A 22,664-nucleotide genomic window follows, 5' to 3' on the forward strand; every position below is an offset into this window, starting at 1 on the left:
TCATCATGGGCTGCGGCCGCGTCGGCGCGACGCTCGCGCTCTCCCTGGAGGGCCGTGGTCACTCCGTCGCGGTGATCGACCAGAACCCCGAGGCGTTCCGTCGGCTCGACGCCAGCTTCGAGGGAAAGAAGGTCACGGGCCTCGGGTTCGACCGCGACACGCTGACGGGTGCCGGCATCGAGGAGGCGTTCGCCTTCGCCGCCGTCTCGGACGGTGACAACTCGAACATCCTCGCGGCGCGGGTGGTCCGCGAGACGTTCGGGGTGCAGAACGTCGTCGCCCGCATCTACGACCCGCACCGTGCCGAGATCTACCAGCGCCTGGGCATCCCCACCGTGGCGACCGTGCGCTGGACGGCCGACCAGGTGCTGCGCCGCATGCTCCCGATGGGGGCGCAGGACCAGTACCGCGACGCCTCCGGGCACATCAGCCTGGCGCAGGTCGACGTCCACGCCGGCTGGATCGGCCGGCCGCTGCGCGCGATCGAGGCTGCCACCGGCGCCCGGGTCGCCTACGTCACCCGGTACGGGGACGGCATCCTCCCGGCCGCCGACACGGTGCTGCAGGAGAACGACGTGCTGCACGTGCTGCAGCGCGTCGAGGACATGGACGCCGTCGAGCGCGTGCTCGGCACCGCACCGGGGGTGACGGAGTGAGGGTCGTGATCGCGGGCGCGGGGTCCGTCGGCCGGTCGATCGCGCGCGAGCTGCTCGCGCACGAGCACCAGGTGACGCTGATCGACCGGCAGCCGTCCGCCATGCGGGTCGCCCAGGTGCCGGATGCCGAGTGGTTGCTGGCGGACGCCTGCGAGCTGCCGACCCTGCGCGAGGTCAAGGCCGACGAGTGCGACGTGATGGTCGCCGCGACCGGTGACGACAAGGCGAACCTGGTCGTCGCGCTGCTGGCGAAGACGGAGTTCGGCGTGCCGCGCACGGTCGCCCGGGTGAACAACCCGAAGAACGAGTGGATGTTCGACGAGGCGTGGGGCGTGGACGTCGCCGTCTCGACGCCGCGGATCATGACGGCGATGGTCGAGGAGGCCGTCGCCGTCGGCGACCTGGTGAAGATCTTCACCTTCCATCAGTCGCGCGCGGACATCCTCGAGCTCACGCTCCCGTCGGACTCGCCGCTGGTCGGCGTGCGTGTCGGCGAGATCGTGTGGCCGGCAGACACGGTGCTCGCCGCGATCGTGCGCGACACGCGACCGCTGGCACCGAGCGCGGACGACACCCTCGAGGGTCGCGACGAGCTGCTGTTCGTCACCGGGCGGGATGCTCAGGAGCAACAGCTGGAGGACCTTCTGCTGCACGGACCATCCGCCAGCTGACCCCGAGCACCAGCGCGGTCAGGGGCAGGCCCATCGCCAGCTTGGCGGTCCCGAGCCACGCGACGTCCGACCGCAGGTAGAGCGGGACCTGGACGGCCAGCCGGACCGCGAACATGCCGACCCACGGCCACGTGGCCAGGGCGTACGCACGGCGCCGCGACCGGTCGCCGCGCCAGGCGAGCACCGCGGACCAGGGGCCGCCCGACAGAGGGCCCTCCTTGGCGAAGAGCCCGACGACCAGACCGACCAGCGGGAAGCCGAGGACGATCGTCAGCGCGGTCCCGACGAGGTAGGCACCGTTGGTCAGCAGCCCGACGAGGAAGTAGTTGCTCGCAGCACCGGACCGCCAGGCCCACACGACGCCGACGGCCACACCGAGCAGCCCCGAGAACGCCTGCGTCACCGGCGTCCGCTGCACCAGACGCGCCGCCACGGCAAGCACCGCCCCGGCCACCGCCGCGATCAGCGCCGGCCGCAGCCGCTCCCCCGCCGCGAGGTACACCACGACGAACAGCAGGCCCGGCGCCACCGACTCCACCACGCCGCGGACGCCGCCGAGCGCCTCCGTCGCGGAGAACTCCTCGCCGGTCAGCGCCCGCAGGCCACGCGCGGACGCGCCATGCTGCTCACTCACCGGGTCGGGGCTGGAGCTCGTACCGGGGGTTGAAGACGGTCCGGCGCCCGTCGACCACGCACACGAGACCCTCGGCACGCAGACGCCGTCCCGGGGTGATGCCGGCGATCTCGCGTCGGCCCAACCAGACGAGGTCGAGGGTGCCGCTGCCGTCGTACAGCTCCGCCTCGAGGGCGGCCACGTTCTCCCGAGGGCGCAGGGTGACCGAGCGGAGGACGCCGGACACCCGCGCGCGGGTGCGGTCCCCCACCTTCTCGACAGGCGTGCAGCCGCCCATCCGACGCACCTGGTCGCGCTCCTCGTCGGCCTCGAGCTCGGCCTGGGAGGCGAGCAGGTGGTGCAGCCGTGACTTCAGGCTCATCGGGTCCTCATCTGATCTCGGTGATCTCGGGGCCGCGCCGCAGCGGGTCGAAGTCCGGCTCGGCACCGCCCTCCGGACCGGCAGGTGCCGGCCCGCTCTGGTCCGGGAGACGCAGCGGCAGCAGGTCGCGCGGGGGGCGGGCGTCGGTGCCTCGCACGACGACGATCTGGGCAAACACCTGCTCGAGCGCCGACGCCGCCTCCGGTTCGACGGCGGCCCTGCCGGTCAGCACGCCGCGCAGGAACCAGCGGGGGCCGTCGGCGCCGATGAACCGCGCGGGGCGGTGTCCGGTGCGGCCCTCCGGTGTCCGCACGGGCATGCGGGCCAGCAGCTCGCGGCCGAACGGGCCGGGCAGGTCGTCGACGGTGCCGCCCTGCTGCGTGATCGACGCGGCGATCTCGGTGCGGATCTCGTCCCAGATGCCCTCGGTCCGCGGTGCGGCGAAGGCCTGGACCTGCATGATCGAGCCGTCGAGGGCGACCGACACGCCGGACACGGTGCGGCTGGCCTCGTCGATCTCCATCCGCAGCTCCATGCCCTCGATGCCCGGCAGCTGCACGGCACCGAGGTCGACCCGCGGCACGTCGCCGGGGGCGTCCTCGACGTCCCACGGCCCCGTGGTGGGCGCGGACTGCGGGGACGACGTCTCGGGGGTCGTCACGTTCTCGTCCTGCGGGACGGCGTCGTCGGCGGCAGCACTCTTGCTGCCGCGCCGGAACAGTGCCACTCCATCTCCTCCCCGCCGTGCGCGTGCACGTCGGTCTCAGGCTCCAGTGTCGCTCTTCTGCGACGTGGACGTGCGATCGCCCGCTCCGCCGGCCGACTTCCAGCCCCCGCTCGAGCCGAACCCGCCGTCACCGCGGTGCGAGCCCGGCAGCCGCTCCGCCTCGACGAACCGTGCCCGCTCGACGCGCTGCACCACGAGCTGGGCGACGCGGTCCCCGCGGTGCAGCACCAGGTCGTGCTCGGTGTCCGTGTTGAGCAGGGTGACCAAGATCTCGCCGCGGTAGCCGGCGTCGACGGTGCCCGGGGCGTTCACGATGGTCAGCCCGTGCCGGGACGCCAGACCGGACCGGGGGTGCACGAAGGCGGCGTAGCCATCGGGCAGCGCGATCGCCACCCCGGTCGGCACCGTGACCCGACCCTGAGCGGGCACGGTCACGTCGACCCGGGTCACCAGGTCGGCACCGGCGTCGCCGGGGTGCGCGTAGGACGGCACCGGCAGCTCCGGGTCCAGCCTCAGCAGCAGCACCTCGACGGTCGGCTCGGTCACGGGTGCCGACCCTACAGTCCGCTCGACGGGTGCGATGCTGTCGCCATGGCCGACAGCAGACCTGCGGACGGGGCGACCGGGTCGCCTGCTGGCACCTCGTACGCCGAACGGCTGTGGCCGGGCCCGCTCGGGTGGCTGCTCGTCGTCGTGTTCGGCGTCCTGCTCGGCATCGCCCTCCTGCCGGTGAACGACACGTTGGCCCTGGTGGTGGCCGTGCTCGGGGTGGCGGGCGGCGTGCTGGTCGCCGTGCTGACCACACCGCGCGTCGAGGTGAGCCGAGGCATCCTGCGCGCCGGCGCGGCGCGGATCCCGGCCCGTCTGGTCGGCCCGGCGGCGGCGCTGGAGGGCGAGGCGCTGCGCACGGAGCTCGGCCCGGCGCTGGACGCCCGGGCGTACCTCTGCCTGCGGGGCTGGGTGCACCGGGCCGTGCGGATCGAGCTGCACGACCCGCAGGACCCCACCCCGTACTGGGTGGTCAGCACGCGCCGACCCGACCGGTTGGTCGCCGCGCTCGAGGCGGCAGGCGCTCGTACGTCCACGCCGACCGGGGCGTGAGTCCCTGGGCACGACGACGGCCGGCCCCGGGGGGACCGGCCGTCGGTGGAACGGGTACGCGCTGCGGGACAGCTCAGGCGGCGCACTCCGAGCAGACGGGCTGGCCGTCGCGCTCGTAGGCGAGCTGGCTGCGGTGGTGCACCAGGAAGCAGCGGGAGCAGGTGAACTCGTCGGCCTGCCGAGGCAGCACGCGCACCGACAGCTCCTCGCCGGACAGGTCGGCGCCGGGCAGCTCGAAGCCTTCGGCTGCTTCGGTCTCGTCCTCGTCGACCACGCCCGAGTTCTTGTCCGAGCGCCGGGCCTGGAGCTCCTGCAGCGAGTCCTCGCTGAGGTCCTCCTCCGTCTTGCGCGGCGCGTCGTAGTCGGTCGCCATGGGGGCTCACATTCCGTGGACTGGTCTGGGGTACGGGTGCTCAATGCTCAGCGGGCGCGGTTTGTTCCCCGCGCGGAGGGGATTGTGCACCACATCCCGAGGGGATGCGAACGCGGCGCGACCAGGTCTCGCCGAGCACCTCGTCGAGCGTGACGTCACTCGTCCGAGTCGGCGCCCAGCGCCTCGAGGAGAGCCACCACCTCGGCGACGAGGACGGGCGCCCCGGCCACCGTCATCTCGGCGTCCGCGGGGCGACCGCGGAGCCCCGTCACGACGGCTCCGGCCTCCTCCGCGATCAGGGAGGCCGCCGCCATGTCCCACGGCTGCAGACCCCGTTCGTAGTGCAGGTCGAGGGTGCCCGCCGCCACCGAGCAGAGGTCGAGCGCGGCCGACCCGATGCGGCGGATGTCCCGCACGCGCGGCAGGAGGTCGGCCACCACGCGGGCCTGTGCGCGTCGGCGCTGCGCGACGTAGCCGAAACCCGTGCTGAGCAGGGCGTCCGGCAGCGCGGGTGCGGGCGGCACGTGCAGCGGTCGGCCGTCGAGCCACGCACCGGAACCGCGTCCCGCGGTGTACGTGATCCCGATCGTCGGGGCGTGGACGCAGCCCGCCAGCACCGTCCACGTGTGCGGCGACGGCGCCACGGCGGGGTCGGGAGACGTGACCGCCGCGACGGAGACGGAGTACGACGGCAGGCCGTACAGGTAGTTCACCGTCCCGTCGATCGGGTCCACGACCCAGGTGATGCCCGTGCTGCCCGGCTCGAAGCCGCCCTCCTCGCCGAGCACCGCGTCCCCGGGCCGCAGCTCCGCGAGCCTGCGCCGCAGCAGCGCCTCGGAGGCGAGGTCCATGGCGGTCACCACGTCCTGCGGGCTCGACTTGGTCGCGGCGACCGTGACCCGGTCCGGGCGTCCGTCGCCGACCAGCGCTCCCGCCTCCCGCGCCACCGCCTCGGCGACGGAGCGGAGCTCTGCGACGACGTCGGGGTCCGTCGGGGTGCGGTGCTGGCTCACACCTCCATCCTGCCGCAGGGCTCGCGGCTCACCGGCCGAGGTGCGCCGCGCTGGGCCGGATGGGTGGCAACCTGGGCGCCGGAAGGGAGGCGAGAGGCCATGGGCGAGCTCGAGCTGGTGGGACTGCACGAGGACGGGGAGCACCTGGTGCTGTCCGGCCCCGACGGACAGCGGTTCCGGTTGCGCATCGACGAGCCGCTGCGGGCTGCCGTCCGCCGGGACCGTCCGCAGCTGGAACAGCTGCGCTCGGAGCGCGCGGGCACTCTCAGCCCCCGGGAGATCCAGGCGCGGATCCGGGCGGGTGCAACGGCGCAGGAGGTCGCGGACTCCGCGGGCCTGCCCGTCGAGGCCGTGCGTCGCTACGACGGTCCGGTGCTCGCCGAGCGGGAGTACATCGCCGAGCAGGCGCGGTCGGCGCACGTCGGGCACGAGAACGGCTCCCCCGCGCTGGGCGACCTGGTGACCGACCGTCTGGCCGCCCGCGGGGTCGACGTCAGCACGCTGGGCTGGGACGCGGCCCGTGACGGCTCATCGCCCTGGACGGTGCTGGCGCACTTCGTCGTCGGGGGTGAGCCGCGTGAGGCCAGGTGGAGTTTCGACGCCGCCTCGCACGCCCTCGTCGCGCTCGACGACGAGGCACGGTGGCTGTCCGAGACCGAGCTCGACGAGCCCGTGGGACGGCGCCACCTGGCGGCGGTGCGCGACGTCGTCTTCGACTTCCGCTCGGATCCGGCACCGCTCGACAGCGAGGACGACGAGCCGGTCGCGGACCCGGTCGAACGGACGGCCGCCCTGCTGGACGACCTGCGCAGCCGCCGGGGCGTCCGTCAGGGCCTGGACGTCGAGGACGACGAGGACGACGGAGAGCGGTTCGAGGGATTCGGACCGCAGCGGGCGTTCGACCTCGGCACGTTCGAGCAGCAGGTGCCCGGCGCGCACCCCGTCGACGCCGACCCCGTCGCCGAGGCCCGGGTGCTGTCGGTGGCGCACCTGCACGCGGCCGGCCCCGGCGAGACCGAGGACGCGGCCGGCGAGACACCGCCGGTCGCGACGGTGCCCGCCCCTGCAGGGCCGCCCGACGAGCCGGCACCCGCGGCGGACCGTCCGCGCAGCCGGCGGGGCCGGGCCAAGGTGCCGAGCTGGGACGAGATCGTCTTCGGCGCCAAGCCCGAGTGAACCGCCGCGCTCAGGCCTCGGCGGGCTGGCCGGTGGTGGCCGTCAGCAAGGTCTGAGCGGTCGGGGCGGCGGCACGTGCGGTCGCCGCCGTCATCCGGCGCATGTGGTGCCGACGACAGAGCACCTCGTAGGCGACCTCGGCGGTGCCCGCGACGTCGCCGACGACCACCTGCTCCCCCTCGACCACCATCACACCGTCCACCGTGCGGGCGTTGTGCGTGGCGCGCTGCCCGCACCAGCACAGGGCACGTACCTGCAGCACCTCGACGCGATCGGCGAGCTCGACGAGCCGCGCCGACCCCGGGAACAGCCGGGCACGGAAGTCGGTGCTGATCCCGAACGCGAACACGTCGACCGCCAGCTCGTCGACGACCCGTGCCAGCTGGTCCACCTGCGCGGCGGTATAGAACTGCGCCTCGTCCGCGATCAGGTAGTCCACCGGGCGGCCGTGCGTGCGGCGGTGCACCACCTCCGCCCAGAAGTCGGTGTCGTCGTCGACCTCGTTCGCGCGCCGTGCCAGGCCGAGGCGCGAGGAGATGGTCGCGGTGCCCGCGCGGTCGTGCCGGGTGAACAGCACACCGTCGCGCCCGCGTGCGGCGTGGTTGTGGTGCATCTGCAGCGCCAGCGTCGACTTCCCGCAGTCCATGGTGCCGGAGAAGAACACCAGCTCGGCCATCCGCGTCTCCCTCGAAGCTCTCTCACACCTGCGTGACGAGGCAGGGCACCAGCATCTCCTGCCGGGTCAGCGACCCGTGCACCCCGACCAGGCCCAGCGACGCGGGCGTCTGCGTGCGGGAGTCCACCACCGTGACCCGTCCGGTGGTGGCGACGACGACGTCGCCGATCACCGGCCGCACGCGGTCCGCCACGATCCCGAACCACCCCGTGGCGACGGCCTCCTCGCGGGTCCGCACGACGGCCCCGTCTCCCAGCACGTCCTGCCAGCGCCGGACCACGTCGGCGGCCTCGGCGGCCGGGTCGAGGTGGAGGTGCAACGCGCGCGGCTCCCCCGCCACGAGCGCGACGCCCTCGGCGAGGGCCGGTGTGCGCGCGACGTCCCAGCGGAGCGACGGGTCGACGTCCACCATGCCGTGGTCGGCGGTGACCAGGAGCAGCGTGCCCGACGGCAGCAGCCGAGCGAGGCGGGCGAGCTGGGCGTCGAGGGCCTCGAGCGCGTCTCCCCACTCCCACGAGTCACAGCCCGCGTGGTGGCCGACCTTGTCGACGTCGCCCCAGTAGAGGTAGGCCACCCCGGGCCGGCGCAGCTCACGGGCGGCCACGTCGACGCGCTGGTCGAGCGACTCGGCGGGCCGGTACGCCGCACCGGAGAGCGCCGCCCGGGTGAGCCCCGACCCCTGGAAGCGCGCCGGCCCGACGCTGAGCACCCGCACGCCGACGTCCGCCAGCCTGCCCAGCACGCTGCGCTCCGGCTGCCACGTCTCCGCGGGGGGCAGGTCCGTCCACGAGACGAGGTTCCCCAGCAGACCCGTCGCCGGGTCGCGGACGGTGTAGCCCAGCATCGCGGTACGACCCGGCGGCAGTCCGGTGCCGAAGGTCCCCATGGCGGTGGCGGTCGTCGACGGGAACGTGGTCGTCAGGGGCGCCGAACCGACGAGGAGCGACCGCAGGAACGGCGCGTGGCCCGACCGCTGCGAGAGGTTGGTGTGGCCGAGGCCGTCCACCAGCACGACGCACACCCGCTCGGCCGCCGGCAGGCCGAGCAGCGCGCGGGCGGCGTCGGCGCCGGGCAGGTCGACGCCGAGGGCACCGGCCACGGCGGGGAGCACCTGTCCGAGCGACCGTCCGAGCAGGTCCGGCTCGATCAGCTCGTCGTCGGCGCCAGGTGCGGGAGTGCGGCCACCACCGACGAGGTGCGTCACCGCGTCGCCGCGGTGGCCGCGGACAGCCTGCGGGCGAACGTCTGAGCCGCACGCACGGCCTCGGCACCGTCCGCGACCGAGCTCACCCGGAGCACGACGTCGTCCGGGGCCAGGGTGCCGGTCAGGCCGTGGTCGGCCTCGCACTCCGGGTCCCCGCAGGTGGCCGGCTCGAGGTCCACGCGGGACACGGCGCCCCACCCGATCACCATCGTCAGCTCCAGCGCACCGTGGCCCTGGCGGTGCCGCTGCGGGTCGTCGACCACGTGGGTGAGCGCCACCGACCGGAGCTCCCGCAGCGGCACGGCCTCGGTGGTGGCCGATGCCGAGGCCGACGGGTGCTCGGCGTCCGGCGCGTGGTCGTCCACGTGGGCGACCACGAGGCGCGTCGGTGTGAGCACCAGGACGGTCACGTGACGGCGGACCTCCGCGTCGTCGAACGTGGTCTCGGGGTGCACGAGGTGCGCCTCGACCGGCTCGCCCGCCAGCGCGACGTCGAGCACGTCGGCCACCAGCTCGGGGTAGTACCCCGCGCGGTGCAGGTCGCGGTGCAGGTCCTTGTCCAGGGGTGTCACGGCAGGCACCGGACCATCCTCCCACCCCGCCGGGCGGCGCTGCAGGTCACGTGCGCGGCAGGCGGCGGGTGGCGTCCGAGCGGTCGGCGTGCGCGAGGGTCGCGGCCGCCGCGAGCACCACCGCACCGTGCTCGGCGACCACGACCGGGTTCAGCTCGAGGCGACGCAGCTCCGGGAGCCCGTCCGCGAGCACCGAGACGCGCGCGACCACGTCCTCCAGCGCCACGACGTCGAGGGCGGGCAGCCCGCGGTAGCCGAAGAGCCGCGGTGCGGTGCGAGGCGTCCGCACCAGCTGGCCGACGTCGACGTCCGTCAGCGGCGGCACGCCGTACGCGGTGTCCCCCAGCAGGTCCGTGGCGTCGCCGGCGAGCCCGAAGCTGATCACGGGACCGAACAGGGGGTCCTCCGCCGAGCGGATCACGCACGCGGAGCCGTGCGGCGCCATCGACTGGACCTCCAGGGGGTGGCCCGCGGGCGGCGGTCCGAGCGAGGCCGCCAGCTCGAGCACCTCGGCCACGTCGGCCCGCAGCTCGGCCTCGTCGCCCACGTCGAGCCGCACCCCGCCCAGGTCGGCACGGTGCCGCAGGGCCGGGACGGTCGTCTTGACCGCGACCGGCCACCCGAGCTCGTCCGCCGCGGCCACGGCGGAGTCCGCGTCGTGGACCCCGATGGTCCGCTGCACACCGATACCGGCGCAGGCGAGCAGCTGTGCGGTCCGGTCCGGCTCGAGCCGCACCTCTGGTCCCGCGTCGGCGGGCAGCCACTCGTCGACGAGGCGGCGCGCGGCGCGCAGGTCGAAGCCCTCGGGGTGCAACGGGGCACCGCGGTCCGCTGCGCGCCACCGGGCGTAGCGAGCGGCGTGGCCCAGCGCCAGCACCGCGTCGGCCGGCGTGGCGTACGCCGGCACCGTGCGGGGCTCGCCGTCGGGACCGGGCGCCGTCAGCTCGTCGGTCACGCCGTGCAGACCGCCCATCACCGCCACCGTCGGACGTCCCGTGCGCACCGCTGCCTCGGCGACGGCCCGCGCCACCGTCGGGTCGAGCTCCCCGACCACGGGGATCCGCACGGCGATCACGGCGTCGAGGTCCGGCTCGTCGTACAGCTCGTGCACCGCCTGCTCGAGCACCTCCGGTGCCGCGTCCTCCGGGACGAGGGACACGTGCCGGCCGATCCGGAGCCCGTGCGTCGCGGCGAGCTCGGCGACCAGCGTCGCCGCCGACGCGGAGCTGGCCAGGATGCCGGTGCGGCGTCCCGAGGGCAGCGGCTGGTGCGCCACCAGCTGCAGCACGTCGAACATCTGGTGGGTGTTGTCCACCCGGATCACCCCGGACTGGCGCATCACCTGGCTGAGCACCCGCGCCGGCGCCTGGGTGGCCCGCACGGCGTGGCCGGGCGGCACCACCTGTCCGGAGCGGCCCGCCGTCATCACGACGACCGGCTTCACCGCCGCGAGCCGGCGCGCGACCCGGGAGAACTTGCGCGGGTTGCCGACCGACTCCATGTGCAGGCCCACGGCGACGGTCTGCTCGTCCTCGGCCCAGAACTGCATGAGGTCGTTGCCGGACACGTCCGCGCGGTGGCCGGCAGAGACGAACTGCGACAGGCCGAGGTTGCGGTGCTCGAGCGCCGACAGGAGGGCGACCGAGAACGGTGCCGACTGGCAGAACAGCCCGATCCCACCGGGCACGGGCACGCTGCGCGCCAGGGACACGTCCAGCGTGCCGTCCGGGCCCGTGGCGAGCACCCCGTACGACGCCGGGCCGACCATCCGCATGCCCGCACCGTGCGCGGTCCGCAGCAGCCGACGCTGCCGCTCCAGGCCCGCGGCCCCGTCCTCGGCGAATCCTGAGGACAGCAGCACGACCGCTCGCACCGACAGCCGGGACAGCGCCCGGACCACCGGTTCGGCCCGTTCCCCCGCCACGGCGACCGCCGCGAGGTCCACCGGACCCGGTACCGACTCGAGGTCCGGCCACCAGGTGGCACCGGTGCCGGCGAGCGACTCCGGGGGGACACCGGTGGCGTGGACGACGACCGCCCCGCTGGTCGCCGCCGCGGCCAGCCCGGCGAGCACGCGCGTGACCATGCCGACGTGCAGGGGCCGCGGGTCGTCGGTCCCGGGTCCGACGACGACGACGGACCTCGACTCGAGCAGCGCGCGCATCGACCGCGCCTCGGCCCGGTGCTCACGGTCGGCCATCACCTCCTGCGAGCGGTCGGTCGGGTCGATGCCGAACGACACGGCGACGACACCGTCCTCGGTCCGTTGCCGCACCTCGTAGCCGGCCTCCCGGAACACCGAGATCATCCGGCCGTTCTGCGGCAGGACCTCGGCGACGAACCGGCGCACCCCGCGCTCTCTCGCCGCCGCGGCGAGGTGCTCGAGCAGCACGGACGCCAGGCCGAGGCCCTGCCGGGCGTCCGCGATGTTGAACGCGACCTCGGCGGTGTCCGGGTCGATCCGGTCGTACCGCGCGACGCCGATGATCCGCTCCTCGCCGGCCGACCCCGCCAGGGCGACCAGGGCCACCCGGTCGCGATGGTCCACGGTGACCAGCCGCTCGAGGTCGCGGTCGGACAGGCGGCCGAGCGGCGCGAAGAACCGCAGGTAGGTGGAGCGCTCCGACTGGCCGACGTGGAAGGCCTGGAGCGCGTCCGCGTCCTGCGGACGGATGGGGCGCACCCGCGCCGTCGAGCCGTCGTGCAGCACCACGTCCGCCTCCCAGGCGGCGGGGTAGCCCGCCGGGCCGTCGGCGGCCGTGGCGTCGGGGTACGACATGGTCCGAGGCTATCGGGCCACCCTCACGACGAGCCGGTGCGGGCGTGCCGTGCGGGTGCGACGCCGGTCGGCGGCGACAATGGTCGCGATCCACCCCCTCTGACAGGAGTCCCGCCCGCATGGCGCGCCGCCCGGCCACCCCCTCGCTGCCTCCCGACGACCTCGTCGAGCACATCGTCGACATCGACGTCGCGAACGAGATGGAGGGCTCGTTCCTCGAGTACGCGTACTCGGTGATCTACGCCCGGGCCCTGCCGGACGCACGGGACGGGCTCAAGCCGGTGCAGCGCCGCATCCTGTTCCAGATGGGCGAGATGGGCCTGCGCCCCGACCGGCCGTACGTGAAGTCCGCCCGGGTGGTGGGCGACGTGATGGGCAAGCTGCACCCGCACGGCGACTCGGCGATCTACGACGCGATGGTGCGTCTCGCCCAGCCGTTCTCCCTGCGACTGCCCCTGGTGGACGGGCACGGCAACTTCGGCTCCCTCGACGCCGGTCCGGCCGCACCCCGGTACACCGAGGCGCGCCTGGCTCCGGCCGCCCTGGCGATGACGCAGGGTGTCGACGAGGACGAGGTCGACTTCGTCCCGAACTACGACAACAAGCTGATGCAGCCGTCGGTGCTGCCGGCCGCGATCCCGAACCTCCTGGTCAACGGCGCGACCGGGATCGCCGTCGGCATGGCGACCAACATGGCCCCGCACAACCTGGTCGAGGTGATCGCCGCCGCCCGGCACCTGGTGCTGCACCCGGAGGCGAGCCTCGAGGACCTCATGCGGTTCGTGCCCGGGCCCGATCTCCCCGGTGGCGGCAAGATCGTCGGCCTGGACGGCGTGCGCGAGGCGTACCGCACGGGGCGGGGCGCGTTCCGCACCCGCGCGACGGCGCGCATCGAGAGCGTCACGCCCAAGCGCAAGGGCATCGTGTTCACGGAGCTGCCCTTCGGCGTCGGGCCGGAGAAGGTGATCGAGAAGATCTCCGAAGGCGTCAAGGCCAAGCGCATCTCGGGCATCAACGACGCCGTCGACCTCACCGACGGCACGCACGGCCTGCGGCTGGTGGTGGAGGTCAAGTCGGGCTTCGACCCCGACGCAGTGCTCGAGCAGCTGTACCGGCTCACGCCTCTCGAGGAGTCGTTCGCGATCAACAACGTCGCGCTGGTGGACGGTCAGCCGCGCACCCTGGGCCTGCGCGAGCTGCTGCAGGTCTGGGTCGACCACCGGGTGAGCGTGGTGCGCCGCCGGTCGGCGTACCGGCTGGCCCGTCGGCAGGAACGCCTGCACCTGGTCGAGGGCCTGCTGATCGCGATCCTCGACATCGACGAGGTGATCCAGGTCATCCGCTCGTCGGACGACGCGGAGGCCGCACGCGCACGCCTGCGGACGGTGTTCGACCTGTCGGAGCCGCAGGCCGAGTACATCCTCGAGCTGCGGCTGCGGCGGCTGACGCGCTTCTCGCGCATCGAGCTGGAGCGCGAGCAGGCCGAGCTGACGGCCGAGATCGCCCAGCTCCAGGCGCTGCTGGCGGACGACGCCCTGCTGCGCACCCAGGTGTCCGACGAGATGGCCAAGGTCGCCGCCGCGTACGGCACTCCACGACGCACGATCCTGCTGGAGTCGGCCGGCGGTCCCTCCCTCAGCGGCGCTCCGGCTGCGCGCACCTCTGCGGCCGGTGCCGCGCCGCTGCAGATCGCGGACTCCCCGTGCTGGGTGCTGCTGTCCGCCACCGGCCTGCTGGCCCGCACGGCCTCCGACGAGGTCCCGTCCCGTGGGGCCGACGGTCAGCGCCACCGGCACGACGCCCTCACGTCCGCCGTACCGACCACCGCGCGGTCCGAGGTCGGTGCCGTCACCGACCGGGGTCGGGTGGTCCGGGTCCCGGTGGTCGACCTGCCGGGGCTGCCGCCCACCGACGGAGCACCGTCCTTGTCGGGCGGTGTGCCGGTGGGCGAGGTGATCGGTCTGGAGCGCGGCGAGCACGTCGTCGCACTCGCCTCCCTCGCGGCCGACGCGCCCCCGCTCGCCCTCGCCACCGCGCAGGGCACCGTCAAGCGGGTGCTGCCGGGTGATGCCCCGGGCAACCGGGACTCGTGGGAGGTGATCAGCCTCAAGGAGGGCGACACGGTGGTCGGCGCGGCCGCGGGCCCCGACGACGCCGAGCTGGTGCTGATCTCCTCCGACTCGTCGCTGCTGCGCTTCGGAGCCGCTGCGGTCCGCCCGCAGGGCAGGGCCGCCGGTGGCATGGCGGGGATCAACCTCGCCGCCGGCCGACGGGTCGTGGCCTTCGCCGTCGTGCCGGCCGGCGCGGCGGACGACTCCGTGGTCGCGACCGTCGCGGGCAGCGCGGACGCACTGCCCGGCACCCAGGCGGGTACCGCGAAGGTGACGCCGTTCAACCTGTACCCGGCGAAGGGCCGAGCGACCGGCGGCGTCCGGTCCCAGCGGTTCCTGAAGGGCGAGGACACGCTGCTGCAGGCCTGGGTCGGCCCGGCACCGGCCCGTGCCACCGGTTCCGGCGGTCAAGCCGTCGCGCTGCCGGCTCTCGACGAGCGCCGTGACGGCTCGGGCACTCCCCTCGCCGCCCCGGTGCACGCGATCGGCTGACCGTGCACACCCCGTCCACCCTCGAGCTGCCCCGTTCGGTGGTGCTCGCGCTGTGGCTGGCGGTCCGGGCGGACGCGACGACCGCCAGCGCCGCGGTGGAGGACGAGGACGAGCCGCACACCGTGCCTGGCGTCGAGCCGCCCGACCTGCGCGGCCTCCTCGCGGCCACGGTCCGCCCCGTCGCGCAGGCCGCCGCCGTGCTGCCGGTGCCCGGTGACCCCGCATCGGCGCCGCGCGAGGTGACGGAGGCCGCCACGGTGGCCGGCGAGGCGGTGCTGCTCCGGACGGCCGACGGAGGCTGCCGCGCGCTGGTGCCGCACATCCAGCGGTTCGGCTCCGCGATCGACTTCGGCCACCTGGTCACGTGGACGGTGGTGGAGACGGGCGACTGGCGTCCTGGCGTGCTGGCGCACCTCGGATCGCTGGCGGACGCCGAGCGGGAGCTGCGCGAGGGCCTCGCGACGGCCACCGAGGCGCTGGTCGACCTGGACGTGGCCCGGTGGCGGCCGGAGGCCGCAGCGCAGATCGGTGCGGTCCGGGACGCGGTGCTGCCGGCGTCCCGACTGCCGGTGGGCATCGAGGGTCGTCGCGTCCGGGTGCTCGCGAGCGCCGCGCGGCTGCGCGCGATCGTCCGCCTGGCGACGCAGGACGACGGCGGCGCGGTGAACCTGTGGCAGGCCGACCAGCGGTCCACCGCGCTGCGCGAGGTGGATCGGGTGGCACGTCGGGCGCTCGCCGCGGCGGCGACGACGCTGGACGCCTGACCCCGCGCGACGTCCGCTGCTCGATGGCCCGCCCGGGCGTCCCCGCGTCCCCGCGCCCTCGTCAGGCGAGAACGGACCGGTACACCTCGAGCGTCCGCTCCCCGATGGCGGACCACGAGAAGTGGTCCTCCACCCGCTGCCGGGCCGCGCGACCCCACTGCGCGGCGCGCACCGGGTCGGACACCACTTCGGTGAGTGCGGCCGCCAGGTCCCGCACGAACCGGTCCGGATCGGTGGGGGTCCCCGTCCCGTCCTGCACCTGGTCGATGGGCACCAGCCGACCGGTGACGCCGTCGTCGACCACCTCGGGGATGCCGCCCGTCGCCGTGCCGACCACCGGCAGGTCGACCGCCATCGCCTCGAGGTTGACGATCCCGAGCGGCTCGTACACCGACGGGCAGGCGAACACCGTCCCGTGCGACAGCACGGCCACCAGCTCGGCGCGCGGCAGCATCCGCTCGATCCACACCACGCCCGTGCGCCGCTCGCGCAACCGCTCCACGAGACCGCTGACCTCGGCGAGGATCTCCGGGGTGTCCGGCGCACCGGCGCAGAGCACCAGCTGCACGTCCGGCGGCAGCAGCTCGGCGGCACGCAGCAGGTAGGGCAGGCCCTTCTGCCGGGTGATGCGCCCGACGAACACGACCGACGGGCGGCTCGGGTCGATGCCCAGCTCGCGCACCGTCTGCTCGTCACGCGCCAGGTCCGCCTCCGAGGTGGGTCGCCGCCAGGAGTCCAGGTCGATGCCGTTGTGGACCACGTGCACCTTCGCCGGGTCGACCGCCGGGTACGAGCGCAGGATGTCGGCCCGCATGCCGCCGCTGACCGCGATCACCGCGGCGGCCGCCTCGTACGCCGTCTTCTCCGCCCAGCTCGAGAGGGCGTAGCCGCCACCGAGCTGCTCGGCCTTCCAGGGGCGCAGCGGTTCGAGGCTGTGCGCCGTCACCACGTGGGGCACGCCGTGCAGGAGCCCCGCCAGGTGGCCGGCGAGGTTGGCGTACCAGGTGTGCGAGTGCACCAGGTCGGTACCGGCGGTGATGCCGGCGACCATGGCCAGGTCCACGCCGAAGGTCTGCAGGGCCGCGTTCGCGTCGCTCAGCTCGGCGGGGACGTCGTAGCCGTGCACGCCCGGGTCGTCACGCGGCCCGTCGAAGCAGTGCACCTGCACGTCGACCACGTCGCGCAGCACGCCGGTCAGCCCGGCGACGTGCACGCCGGCACCGCCGTACACGTGCGGGGGGTACTCCCGGGTCAGCAGATCGACGCGCACGTCAGGCCTCCTCGCCCGGCCCCCGCGGGGCCACGGGCGACACGCTAGCGCGCCTGACGGGAGCCGCCTCGCTGGGGCTGCCGCGTGGGCCTAGGGTTCGTGCCATGGCAACGCCGCGCGTCCTCGCTATCGTCCTCGCAGGTGGGGAGGGCAAGCGGCTGATGCCGCTCACCGCCCACCGCGCCAAGCCAGCGGTGCCCTTCGGCGGGATCTACCGTCTCGTCGACTTCGCGCTGTCCAACGTGATCAACTCGCGGTACCTGCACGTCATCGTGCTGACGCAGTACAAGTCGCACAGCCTGGACCGGCACGTGGCGCAGACGTGGCGGATGTCCCAGCTGCTCGGCAACTACGTCGCCGCGGTGCCGGCGCAGCAGCGGGTCGGCAAGCACTGGTACCTCGGCAGCGCGGACGCGATCTACCAGTGCCTGAACATCATCGACGACGAGCGTCCCGACATCGTGGTGGTCGTCGGCGCCGACCACGTCTACCGCATGGACTTCTCCCAGATGGTCGACTCGCACATCGACTCGGGAGCGGAGCTGACGGTGGCCGGCATCCGCCAGCCGATCAGCTGGGCGGACCAGTTCGGCGTCATCGAGACGGCGACGGACGACCCGACGCGGATCGCCGCCTTCCGCGAGAAGCCGAGCGACCCCGTCGGCCTGCCCGACTCCCCCGGCGAGATCCTCGCCTCGATGGGCAACTACGTGGCCAACGCCGACGCCCTGGTCCGGGCGGTCACGCTGGACGCAGAGGACGTCAACTCGCGCCACGACATGGGCGGCGACATCGTGCCGTACTTCGTCTCGCAGGGGACGGCGGGCGTCTACGACTTCATCCGCAACGACGTGCCGGGCTCCACCGACCGCGACCGCGACTACTGGCGCGACGTCGGCACGATCGACGCGTACTACGAGGCGAACCAGGACCTGATCTCCATCGAGCCCGTGTTCAACCTCTACAACGACGACTGGCCGCTCTACACGGGCTACATCGGGCTGCCGCCGGCGAAGTTCGTGCACGCCGGCCCGGGACGTCTCGGGCACGCCGCCGACTCCATCGTGTCCCCGGGGGTGCTCGTGTCCGGTGCGACCGTCGCCGGTTCCGTGCTGTCCCCCGGTGTACGGCTGCACTCCTGGGCACAGGTGACGGACTCGGTGCTGATGGACGGCGTGCAGGTGAACCGGTACGCGCAGGTGCACCGGGCGATCCTCGACAAGAACGTCATCGTCCCCGAGCGCGCCCGGGTGGGCCTGGACCACGAGCACGACCTGGCTCGCGGGTTCACCATCACGGAGAGCGGCGTCACCGTCGTCCCCAAGGGCACCGTCATCGCGGACTGACACCACAGGACGCTCCCCCGCGCCGGCCCGCTAGCCTGCGCGCGTGACCACCATGCCCTTCGCGGCCCGCCCGGACCGGCTGGTGGTGATGGACGTGGACTCCACGCTCATCACCGGTGAGGTGATCGAGATGCTGGCCGCGCACGCGGGCAGCCGGGAGCGGGTCGCGGCGATCACCGACCGTGCGATGCGCGGTGAGCTCGACTTCGCCGCGTCGCTGCGGGAGCGTGTCGCCACGCTCGCCGGGCTGCCGTTGCGGGTGCTCAGCGAGGTCCTCGACGAGGTGGAGCTGACCCCGGGAGCCGAGGAGCTCGTCGCCGGGCTGCGGGAGCGCGGCTGGCCGCTCGGACTCGTGTCCGGCGGGTTCATCGAGGTGGTCGGCCCGCTGGCCGAGCGGCTCGGGATCGAGCGGCGCCGGGCGAACCGGCTCGAGGTGGCGGGCGGCTACCTGACGGGTCGAGTCGCGGGGGCGGTCGTCGACCGGGCTGCGAAGGCCGCAGCGCTGCGCGAGTGGGCGACGGAGCTGCGCGTGCCGCTGGACCGGACGGTGGCGATCGGCGACGGGGCCAACGACCTGGAGATGATGGCGACGGCGGGGTTCTCCGTGGCGTTCAACGCCAAGCCGGTGGTGGCGGCGCAGGCGGACGCCGCCGTCACGGGCCGCCTCGACGCCGTCCTGGAGCTCCCTCCGCTGCTGGTGCCTCGCCTCCGGTAGCCGGGCCCCTCAGGGTCGGTGCACCGCGAGGAGCCGGGCGCGGCCACGGCCCAGCTCCGACCAGCCGTCGTACGGTCGCAGCACGCTCCAGGCCGCGGTCGGCACACCGGCGCGCACCTGCGCCACGGCGGCCGGGTCCGACCCCAGCGCGGCGAGGACCGCCGACACCGTCGAGATGGACGGCTCGTGGCCGACCACGGCGACCGTCCGCGCATCCGCGGGGGTGGTGCGCAACAGCTCCACGAGGTCGGCCGCCCCCGCGTCGTACACGTCGTCGCTCAGCAGCAGCCGGGCTTCGGCGCCGGAGGACCGAGCGACCAGCTCCCACGTCTGACGGGTCCGCAGGGCGGACGAGCACCAGACGACGTCAGGCAGCAGCCCCGCTGCCGCCCACCGGGCACCGACCTGCGCCGCCTGACGGCGCCCCTCCAGCGACAGCGGACGTTCGTGGTCGACCACGCCGTGCGGCCGGTCCGCCTTGGCGTGCCGGAGGAGCAGCAACGTGCGCGTCGGCGGCGCAGCACCTGGCTGCACCGCGTCGGTCTCGTCGTCGGCCACCTGGGTCGCCCTCCCCCACGGCGGCCCGCGGGCTACTGGCCCATCGCGTGCACGCCACCGTCGACGTGCACGATCTCACCCGTCGTCGCGGGAAACCAGTCCGACAGGAGCGCAGCGACCGCACGTGCCGTCGGCTCGGGGTCGTGGACGTCCCAGCCCAGCGGCGCCCGGTTCGGCCAGCCGCCCTCCATCGCCTCGAACCCCGGAATCGACTTGGCCGCGGTCGTGCGGATCGGCCCGGCGGACACCAGGTTCACCCGCACCCCGGAAGGGCCCAGGTCGCGGGCGAGGTACCGGGCCGTGGACTCGAACGCCGCCTTGGCGACGCCCATCCAGTCGTAGACCGGCCAGGCGTAGCGGGCGTCGAAGGTGAGGCCGACGACGGCCGAGCCGCGCACGAGGAGGGGCTGGGCCGCCACCGCGAGGGACTTGAGCGAGAACGCGGACACGTGCAGGGCGGTCGCCACGTCGTCCCACTGGCCGGCGAGGAAGTTGCCGCCCATCACGGACTGCGGTGCGAACCCGATCGAGTGCACCACGCCGTCCAGGTGGTCGGTGTGCTCGCGCAGCCGGTCGGCGAGCGCCGCGAGGTCGTCCTCGCTGGTCGCGTCGAGCTGGACGACCGGCACCGGCTTGGGGAGCCGCCGCGCGATCACCTCGGTCAGCCGGAACTGACGGCCGAACGAGGTGAGCACCACGTCGGCGCCCTCCTGCTGGGCCAGGCGGGCGACGTGGAACGCGATCGAGGTGTCGGTGAGCACCCCGGTGATCAGCAGCGACTTGCCGTCCAGCAGAGCCATGGGGGGACCCTTCGTCGATCGGATGCGTCAGGTTCAGGAGGTCGCGAGGTGGGGGTCAGTGGCCCATGCCGAGGCCGCCGTCCACCGGGATGACGGCGCCGCTGATGTACGAGGCGAGCGGTGAGGCGAGGAACTCCACCACACCGGCGATGTCGTCCACGTCGCCGAAGCGGCCGGCGGGGATCGCGGCGAGGTACGCCTGCTGCCGCTCCTGCGGGAGCGCCTGGGTCATCGCGGTGTCGATGAAGCCGGGCGCGACGACGTTGGCGGTGATGCCGCGGCCGCCGAGCTCTCGGGTGACCGAGCGAGCCATGCCGACAAGGGCCGCCTTCGAGGCGGAGTAGTTCACCTGGCCGGGGCCGCCGTACAGGCCGACGACCGACCCCATCAGCACGATCCGCCCACGGCGCATCCGGATCATGCCCTTGGAGGCACGTCGCACCACCCGGAACGCTCCGGCGAGGTTGACGTCCAGCACATCGTCGAACTCCTGGTCCGTCATCCGCAGCAGCAGCTGGTCGCGCGTGATGCCCGCGTTCGCGACGAGCACCTCGACGGGTCCGTGAGCCGCCTCGACCTCGCTGAAGGCCGCGTCGACCGACGCGGTGTCGCGCACGTCCCCGACGACGGCCAGCGCACCCGCCGGCGAGTCGGCCGTCCGGTCCAGGGTGGCGACCTTGTCGCCCAGGGCGAGGAAGCGCTCGGCGATGGTGCGGCCGATGCCTCGTCCGGCGCCGGTCACGAGGACGCTGCGGGGGGCACGGGCCGGCTGGGGCTGGGTCTCGTCGGAGGCAGGCACGGGTCACGACGCTAGCCGACGACGACGGCCGGACGCCGGAGGGCACGGCTAACGTCCGGCGGTCCGCTGTTGTGGAAGGTCCACAAGGGACCGCCGACCTAGGATCTGTGGGTGAGCACGCCGAGCGGGCTGCCGCCGGAGCAGCCTCCGGTGCACCGCATCACCACCGCACCACCCTCGTTGTCGGCCGACCAGTCCCGCCGGCAGCGCAGCTACCTGATCCAGATGGGCATCCGGGTGGTGTGCTTCGTCGGGGCGGTGGCCACGTTCCACCGGGTGCCGGTGCTGGTGACCGTCCTGCTGGTGATCGGCGCCGTGGTGCTCCCGTACACGGCGGTGCTGGTGGCCAACGCGGGTCGTGAGCGGCAGGCCCGCGACGCGTCCTTCCTCGACCCGCGGCTGATCGGCAGCTCGTCGCGACCGGACGGGCGGGCGGCCCCGGCAGACCGCGGCGACACCGGCACCACGGCCGACGGCGCGGCGTCCCGTGCGACGTCCGAAGAACGGCGACGGCAGGCCGGAGGAGAGCGATGAGCGAGGCGGACCGGGGCACGGCCGTGCCGGACACGGTCGGCGAGCTGGTCTGCAGCGGGCGCGGCTGCCGTCAGCCGGCGGCCTGGGGGCTGCTGTGGAACAACCCTCGCCTGCACACCCCGGACCGGCGCAAGGTCTGGCTCGCGTGCGAGGAGCACCGCGGCTCGCTGTCGGAGTACCTGCAGGTGCGGGCGTTCCTTCGGGACGTCGTGCCGGTCGACGAGCTGGTGCAGTCGGACCAGGGCGGGCCCACACCGTGAGGCCGGCGGTTCGCCGGGCCGTCGGGCTGGTGCTGATCGGTGTCGTCGTGGCGGTGACCTGCACCTTCCTCGGTCGGTGGCAGTGGCACCGGCACGTGGTGAAGGACCGGCTGATCGCCGTCGTCCAGGCGAACTGGGCGGCGGCCCCGGTTCCGTTGAGCACCCTCGCGCCGTCCGGGACCGGCCTGACGCCGGCGTCGGAGTGGCGCTCCGTCCGTGCGGAGGGTCACTACGTGCCCTCCGCCACGGTGCTGCTGCGCAACCGGCCGGTGGCCAGCCACTCGGCCTACCACGTGCTGGTGCCGTTCGTGACGCAGGACGGGTCCGTGCTGGTGGTCGACCGCGGCTGGGTGCCGATCGGCAGCAACGGGTCGACCGCGCCGACACCTGCCGCGCCACCGGCCGGCACGACCACCCTGGTCGGCCGCGTGCGTATGCCGGAGACCGCATCGACCCGAGGGGCGCCTCCCGGTCAGGTGCAGTCGATCGACGTCCCGCAGGTGCTCGCAGCGGCCGGACCCGCCGCCCCGGCCGGCACCGCGTACCCGTTCTACGTGGCGGTCTCGACCGAGGACCCCGCTCCGGCGCAGGCGCTGGGCGCCCTGGACCCGCCGGACACGGACCCCGGTCCGCACCTCTCGTACGCGTTCCAGTGGTGGGTGTTCGCCCTGGGCGGGTTCGCCGCCTGCGTGTGGTCCGCCCGGCGCGAGCTGCTGGACGAGCGCCAGGAGCGGGGCGCCGCACCGGCACGACGTCTCGACGAGGGGGACAGCCTCGCGGCCGCGACCACGAGCGCGTCCGTGGGCGACGACGCGCGACGGGACGAGACGCCCGGGCCGGTGACGCCACCGGCGAAGGGCTCCGGTGCGGCCGACGTGGGCCGTGCTGCGGCCGGGTCGTCGCACAAGCGGCCACGGCGCCGGCCCGGGCGTGACGAGCTCGCCGAGGACGCGTTGGTGGACGCGCAGCTCGGCGGCGGGTCGCCAAGCGGGGCGTCCGGCCGTCCGGAGGACGCCGCAGCACGCTGAGCGGCGGCCCAGGGTCCGATGGCGTCGGTCGCGCCGCAGGTACC

At 74.3% G+C, this 22,664-nt stretch carries 25 protein-coding genes; 11 read left to right on the top strand and 14 right to left on the bottom strand.

The genetic code is table 11. The features are described 5' to 3' along the window. Positions 1-5: 5 nt before the first annotated feature. Together N0B34_RS08420 and N0B34_RS08425 are read left to right on the top strand one after the other, a co-directional pair. On the top strand, positions 6-656 hold the full coding sequence (locus N0B34_RS08420) for a potassium channel family protein (RefSeq protein WP_263730976.1): 651 nt from the start codon (positions 6-8) through the stop codon (positions 654-656). After that, positions 653-1,327: a potassium channel family protein gene (locus N0B34_RS08425; RefSeq protein ID WP_263730902.1), complete on the top strand. Its 675-nt coding sequence runs from the start codon at positions 653-655 to the stop codon at positions 1,325-1,327. Before N0B34_RS08420 ends, N0B34_RS08425 begins: the two co-directional genes overlap by 4 nt. On the opposite strand, the gene N0B34_RS08430 is transcribed toward N0B34_RS08425, so the two are convergent. The 4 genes from N0B34_RS08430 to dut are packed head-to-tail and all read right to left on the bottom strand — an operon-like array spanning position 1,260 to position 3,595. Further along, the gene (locus N0B34_RS08430) at positions 1,260-1,961 is read right to left on the bottom strand and encodes a DUF3159 domain-containing protein (protein ID WP_263730903.1); all 702 of its coding nucleotides are present in this window, start codon (positions 1,959-1,961) and stop codon (positions 1,260-1,262) included. The two genes, N0B34_RS08425 and N0B34_RS08430, sit on opposite strands and share 68 nt — an antisense overlap. Further along, positions 1,954-2,322 carry an OB-fold nucleic acid binding domain-containing protein gene (locus N0B34_RS08435; protein ID WP_263730904.1) on the bottom strand — a complete coding sequence of 123 codons (369 nt, stop codon included), beginning with the start codon at positions 2,320-2,322 and terminating at the stop codon, positions 1,954-1,956. Before N0B34_RS08435 ends, N0B34_RS08430 begins: the two co-directional genes overlap by 8 nt. 7 nt (positions 2,323-2,329) lie before the next feature. Beyond that, a complete protein-coding gene (locus tag N0B34_RS08440; protein WP_263730905.1) occupies positions 2,330-3,049 on the bottom strand; it encodes a DUF3710 domain-containing protein in 720 nt (239 codons plus the stop codon). Between the two features lie 36 nt (positions 3,050-3,085). Further along, positions 3,086-3,595, bottom strand: a complete 510-nt coding sequence (dut, locus tag N0B34_RS08445; RefSeq protein ID WP_263730906.1) for a dUTP diphosphatase — start codon at positions 3,593-3,595, stop codon at positions 3,086-3,088. A 45-nt stretch (positions 3,596-3,640) separates the two neighbouring features. Between dut and N0B34_RS08450 the strand changes: the two genes are divergently transcribed. After that, the gene (locus tag N0B34_RS08450; protein ID WP_263730907.1) at positions 3,641-4,150 is read left to right on the top strand and encodes a DUF3093 domain-containing protein; all 510 of its coding nucleotides are present in this window, start codon (positions 3,641-3,643) and stop codon (positions 4,148-4,150) included. A gap of 73 nt (positions 4,151-4,223) precedes the next feature. Here the strand turns inward: N0B34_RS08450 and N0B34_RS08455 are convergent, their stop codons facing one another. Beyond that, positions 4,224-4,523: a DUF4193 domain-containing protein gene (locus N0B34_RS08455; protein ID WP_263730908.1), complete on the bottom strand. Its 300-nt coding sequence runs from the start codon at positions 4,521-4,523 to the stop codon at positions 4,224-4,226. 155 nt (positions 4,524-4,678) lie between these two features. Further along, entirely contained in the window at positions 4,679-5,536 is an 858-nt protein-coding gene (locus tag N0B34_RS08460; RefSeq protein ID WP_263730910.1) for an inositol monophosphatase family protein, read from the bottom strand. 99 nt (positions 5,537-5,635) lie between these two features. Here N0B34_RS08460 and sepH point away from each other — a divergent pair, with 99 nt between their 5' ends. Next, positions 5,636-6,712 carry a septation protein SepH gene (gene sepH / locus N0B34_RS08465; protein ID WP_263730911.1) on the top strand — a complete coding sequence of 359 codons (1,077 nt, stop codon included), beginning with the start codon at positions 5,636-5,638 and terminating at the stop codon, positions 6,710-6,712. Between the two features lie 10 nt (positions 6,713-6,722). Here the strand turns inward: sepH and N0B34_RS08470 are convergent, their stop codons facing one another. From N0B34_RS08470 to N0B34_RS08485, 4 genes are read right to left on the bottom strand one after another with little or no spacing between them, the layout of a single operon-like run. Beyond that, a complete protein-coding gene (locus N0B34_RS08470) occupies positions 6,723-7,388 on the bottom strand; it encodes a thymidine kinase (RefSeq protein WP_263730912.1) in 666 nt (221 codons plus the stop codon). 22 nt (positions 7,389-7,410) lie between these two features. Then, entirely contained in the window at positions 7,411-8,592 is a 1,182-nt protein-coding gene (locus tag N0B34_RS08475) for an alkaline phosphatase family protein (RefSeq protein ID WP_412175717.1), read from the bottom strand. Next, a complete protein-coding gene (locus N0B34_RS08480; RefSeq protein WP_263730913.1) occupies positions 8,589-9,173 on the bottom strand; it encodes a DUF5998 family protein in 585 nt (194 codons plus the stop codon). Before N0B34_RS08480 ends, N0B34_RS08475 begins: the two co-directional genes overlap by 4 nt. A 37-nt stretch (positions 9,174-9,210) precedes the next feature. After that, on the bottom strand, positions 9,211-11,943 hold the full coding sequence (locus N0B34_RS08485) for a GNAT family N-acetyltransferase (protein ID WP_263730914.1): 2,733 nt from the start codon (positions 11,941-11,943) through the stop codon (positions 9,211-9,213). A gap of 119 nt (positions 11,944-12,062) precedes the next feature. On the opposite strand from N0B34_RS08485, the gene N0B34_RS08490 reads away from it, so the two are divergent. Next, positions 12,063-14,546, top strand: coding sequence for a DNA topoisomerase (ATP-hydrolyzing) subunit A (locus tag N0B34_RS08490; RefSeq protein ID WP_263730915.1), 2,484 nt, complete (start codon positions 12,063-12,065; stop codon positions 14,544-14,546). Between the two features lie 2 nt (positions 14,547-14,548). Continuing rightward, positions 14,549-15,310 (top strand): hypothetical protein, encoded by a 762-nt coding sequence (locus tag N0B34_RS08495; RefSeq protein ID WP_263730916.1) that lies wholly within the window; start codon positions 14,549-14,551, stop codon positions 15,308-15,310. Positions 15,311-15,371: 61 nt separating this feature from the next. Here N0B34_RS08495 and glgA read toward each other — a convergent pair whose 3' ends face one another. Further along, a complete protein-coding gene (gene glgA / locus N0B34_RS08500; protein WP_263730917.1) occupies positions 15,372-16,580 on the bottom strand; it encodes a glycogen synthase in 1,209 nt (402 codons plus the stop codon). Positions 16,581-16,684: 104 nt separating this feature from the next. Here glgA and N0B34_RS08505 point away from each other — a divergent pair, with 104 nt between their 5' ends. After that, a complete protein-coding gene (locus N0B34_RS08505; protein ID WP_263730918.1) occupies positions 16,685-17,926 on the top strand; it encodes a glucose-1-phosphate adenylyltransferase in 1,242 nt (413 codons plus the stop codon). Between the two features lie 52 nt (positions 17,927-17,978). Then, a complete protein-coding gene (gene serB, locus N0B34_RS08510) occupies positions 17,979-18,641 on the top strand; it encodes a phosphoserine phosphatase SerB (protein WP_263730978.1) in 663 nt (220 codons plus the stop codon). 9 nt (positions 18,642-18,650) lie between these two features. On the opposite strand, the gene N0B34_RS08515 is transcribed toward serB, so the two are convergent. From N0B34_RS08515 to fabG, 3 genes are read right to left on the bottom strand one after another with little or no spacing between them, the layout of a single operon-like run. Beyond that, positions 18,651-19,199: a SixA phosphatase family protein gene (locus tag N0B34_RS08515; protein ID WP_263730919.1), complete on the bottom strand. Its 549-nt coding sequence runs from the start codon at positions 19,197-19,199 to the stop codon at positions 18,651-18,653. A 32-nt stretch (positions 19,200-19,231) separates the two neighbouring features. Next, positions 19,232-19,999 (bottom strand): enoyl-ACP reductase FabI, encoded by a 768-nt coding sequence (gene fabI / locus N0B34_RS08520; RefSeq protein ID WP_263730920.1) that lies wholly within the window; start codon positions 19,997-19,999, stop codon positions 19,232-19,234. Positions 20,000-20,054: 55 nt separating this feature from the next. Further along, the gene (fabG, locus tag N0B34_RS08525; RefSeq protein WP_263730921.1) at positions 20,055-20,798 is read right to left on the bottom strand and encodes a 3-oxoacyl-ACP reductase FabG; all 744 of its coding nucleotides are present in this window, start codon (positions 20,796-20,798) and stop codon (positions 20,055-20,057) included. A 111-nt stretch (positions 20,799-20,909) separates the two neighbouring features. Here fabG and N0B34_RS08530 point away from each other — a divergent pair, with 111 nt between their 5' ends. The 3 genes from N0B34_RS08530 to N0B34_RS08540 are packed head-to-tail and all read left to right on the top strand — an operon-like array spanning position 20,910 to position 22,620. Then, entirely contained in the window at positions 20,910-21,332 is a 423-nt protein-coding gene (locus tag N0B34_RS08530; protein ID WP_263730922.1) for a DUF3099 domain-containing protein, read from the top strand. Continuing rightward, positions 21,329-21,592, top strand: coding sequence for a hypothetical protein (locus tag N0B34_RS08535; protein ID WP_263730923.1), 264 nt, complete (start codon positions 21,329-21,331; stop codon positions 21,590-21,592). Before N0B34_RS08530 ends, N0B34_RS08535 begins: the two co-directional genes overlap by 4 nt. After that, entirely contained in the window at positions 21,589-22,620 is a 1,032-nt protein-coding gene (locus N0B34_RS08540) for an SURF1 family protein (protein WP_263730924.1), read from the top strand. Before N0B34_RS08535 ends, N0B34_RS08540 begins: the two co-directional genes overlap by 4 nt. The last annotated feature ends 44 nt before the right edge of the window (positions 22,621-22,664 follow it).

It is taken from the genome of Cellulomonas sp. SG140 (genome assembly GCF_025770785.1).
Lineage (GTDB): Bacteria > Actinomycetota > Actinomycetes > Actinomycetales > Cellulomonadaceae > Cellulomonas.

Bases quoted from the DNA above. Each gene is read 5' to 3' on its own strand.
- N0B34_RS08420 (WP_263730976.1), top strand. From the start codon at position 6: ATGGGCTGCGGCCGCGTCGGCGCGACGCTCGCGCTCTCCCTGGAGGGC.
- N0B34_RS08435 (WP_263730904.1), bottom strand. From the start codon at position 2,322: ATGAGCCTGAAGTCACGGCTGCACCACCTGCTCGCCTCCCAGGCCGAG.
- N0B34_RS08450 (WP_263730907.1), top strand. From the start codon at position 3,641: ATGGCCGACAGCAGACCTGCGGACGGGGCGACCGGGTCGCCTGCTGGC.
- N0B34_RS08455 (WP_263730908.1), bottom strand. From the start codon at position 4,523: ATGGCGACCGACTACGACGCGCCGCGCAAGACGGAGGAGGACCTCAGC.
- sepH (WP_263730911.1), top strand. From the start codon at position 5,636: ATGGGCGAGCTCGAGCTGGTGGGACTGCACGAGGACGGGGAGCACCTG.
- N0B34_RS08470 (WP_263730912.1), bottom strand. From the start codon at position 7,388: ATGGCCGAGCTGGTGTTCTTCTCCGGCACCATGGACTGCGGGAAGTCG.
- N0B34_RS08485 (WP_263730914.1), bottom strand. From the start codon at position 11,943: ATGTCGTACCCCGACGCCACGGCCGCCGACGGCCCGGCGGGCTACCCC.
- N0B34_RS08490 (WP_263730915.1), top strand. From the start codon at position 12,063: ATGGCGCGCCGCCCGGCCACCCCCTCGCTGCCTCCCGACGACCTCGTC.
- N0B34_RS08505 (WP_263730918.1), top strand. From the start codon at position 16,685: ATGGCAACGCCGCGCGTCCTCGCTATCGTCCTCGCAGGTGGGGAGGGC.
- serB (WP_263730978.1), top strand. From the start codon at position 17,979: ATGCCCTTCGCGGCCCGCCCGGACCGGCTGGTGGTGATGGACGTGGAC.
- fabI (WP_263730920.1), bottom strand. From the start codon at position 19,999: ATGGCTCTGCTGGACGGCAAGTCGCTGCTGATCACCGGGGTGCTCACC.
- N0B34_RS08535 (WP_263730923.1), top strand. From the start codon at position 21,329: ATGAGCGAGGCGGACCGGGGCACGGCCGTGCCGGACACGGTCGGCGAG.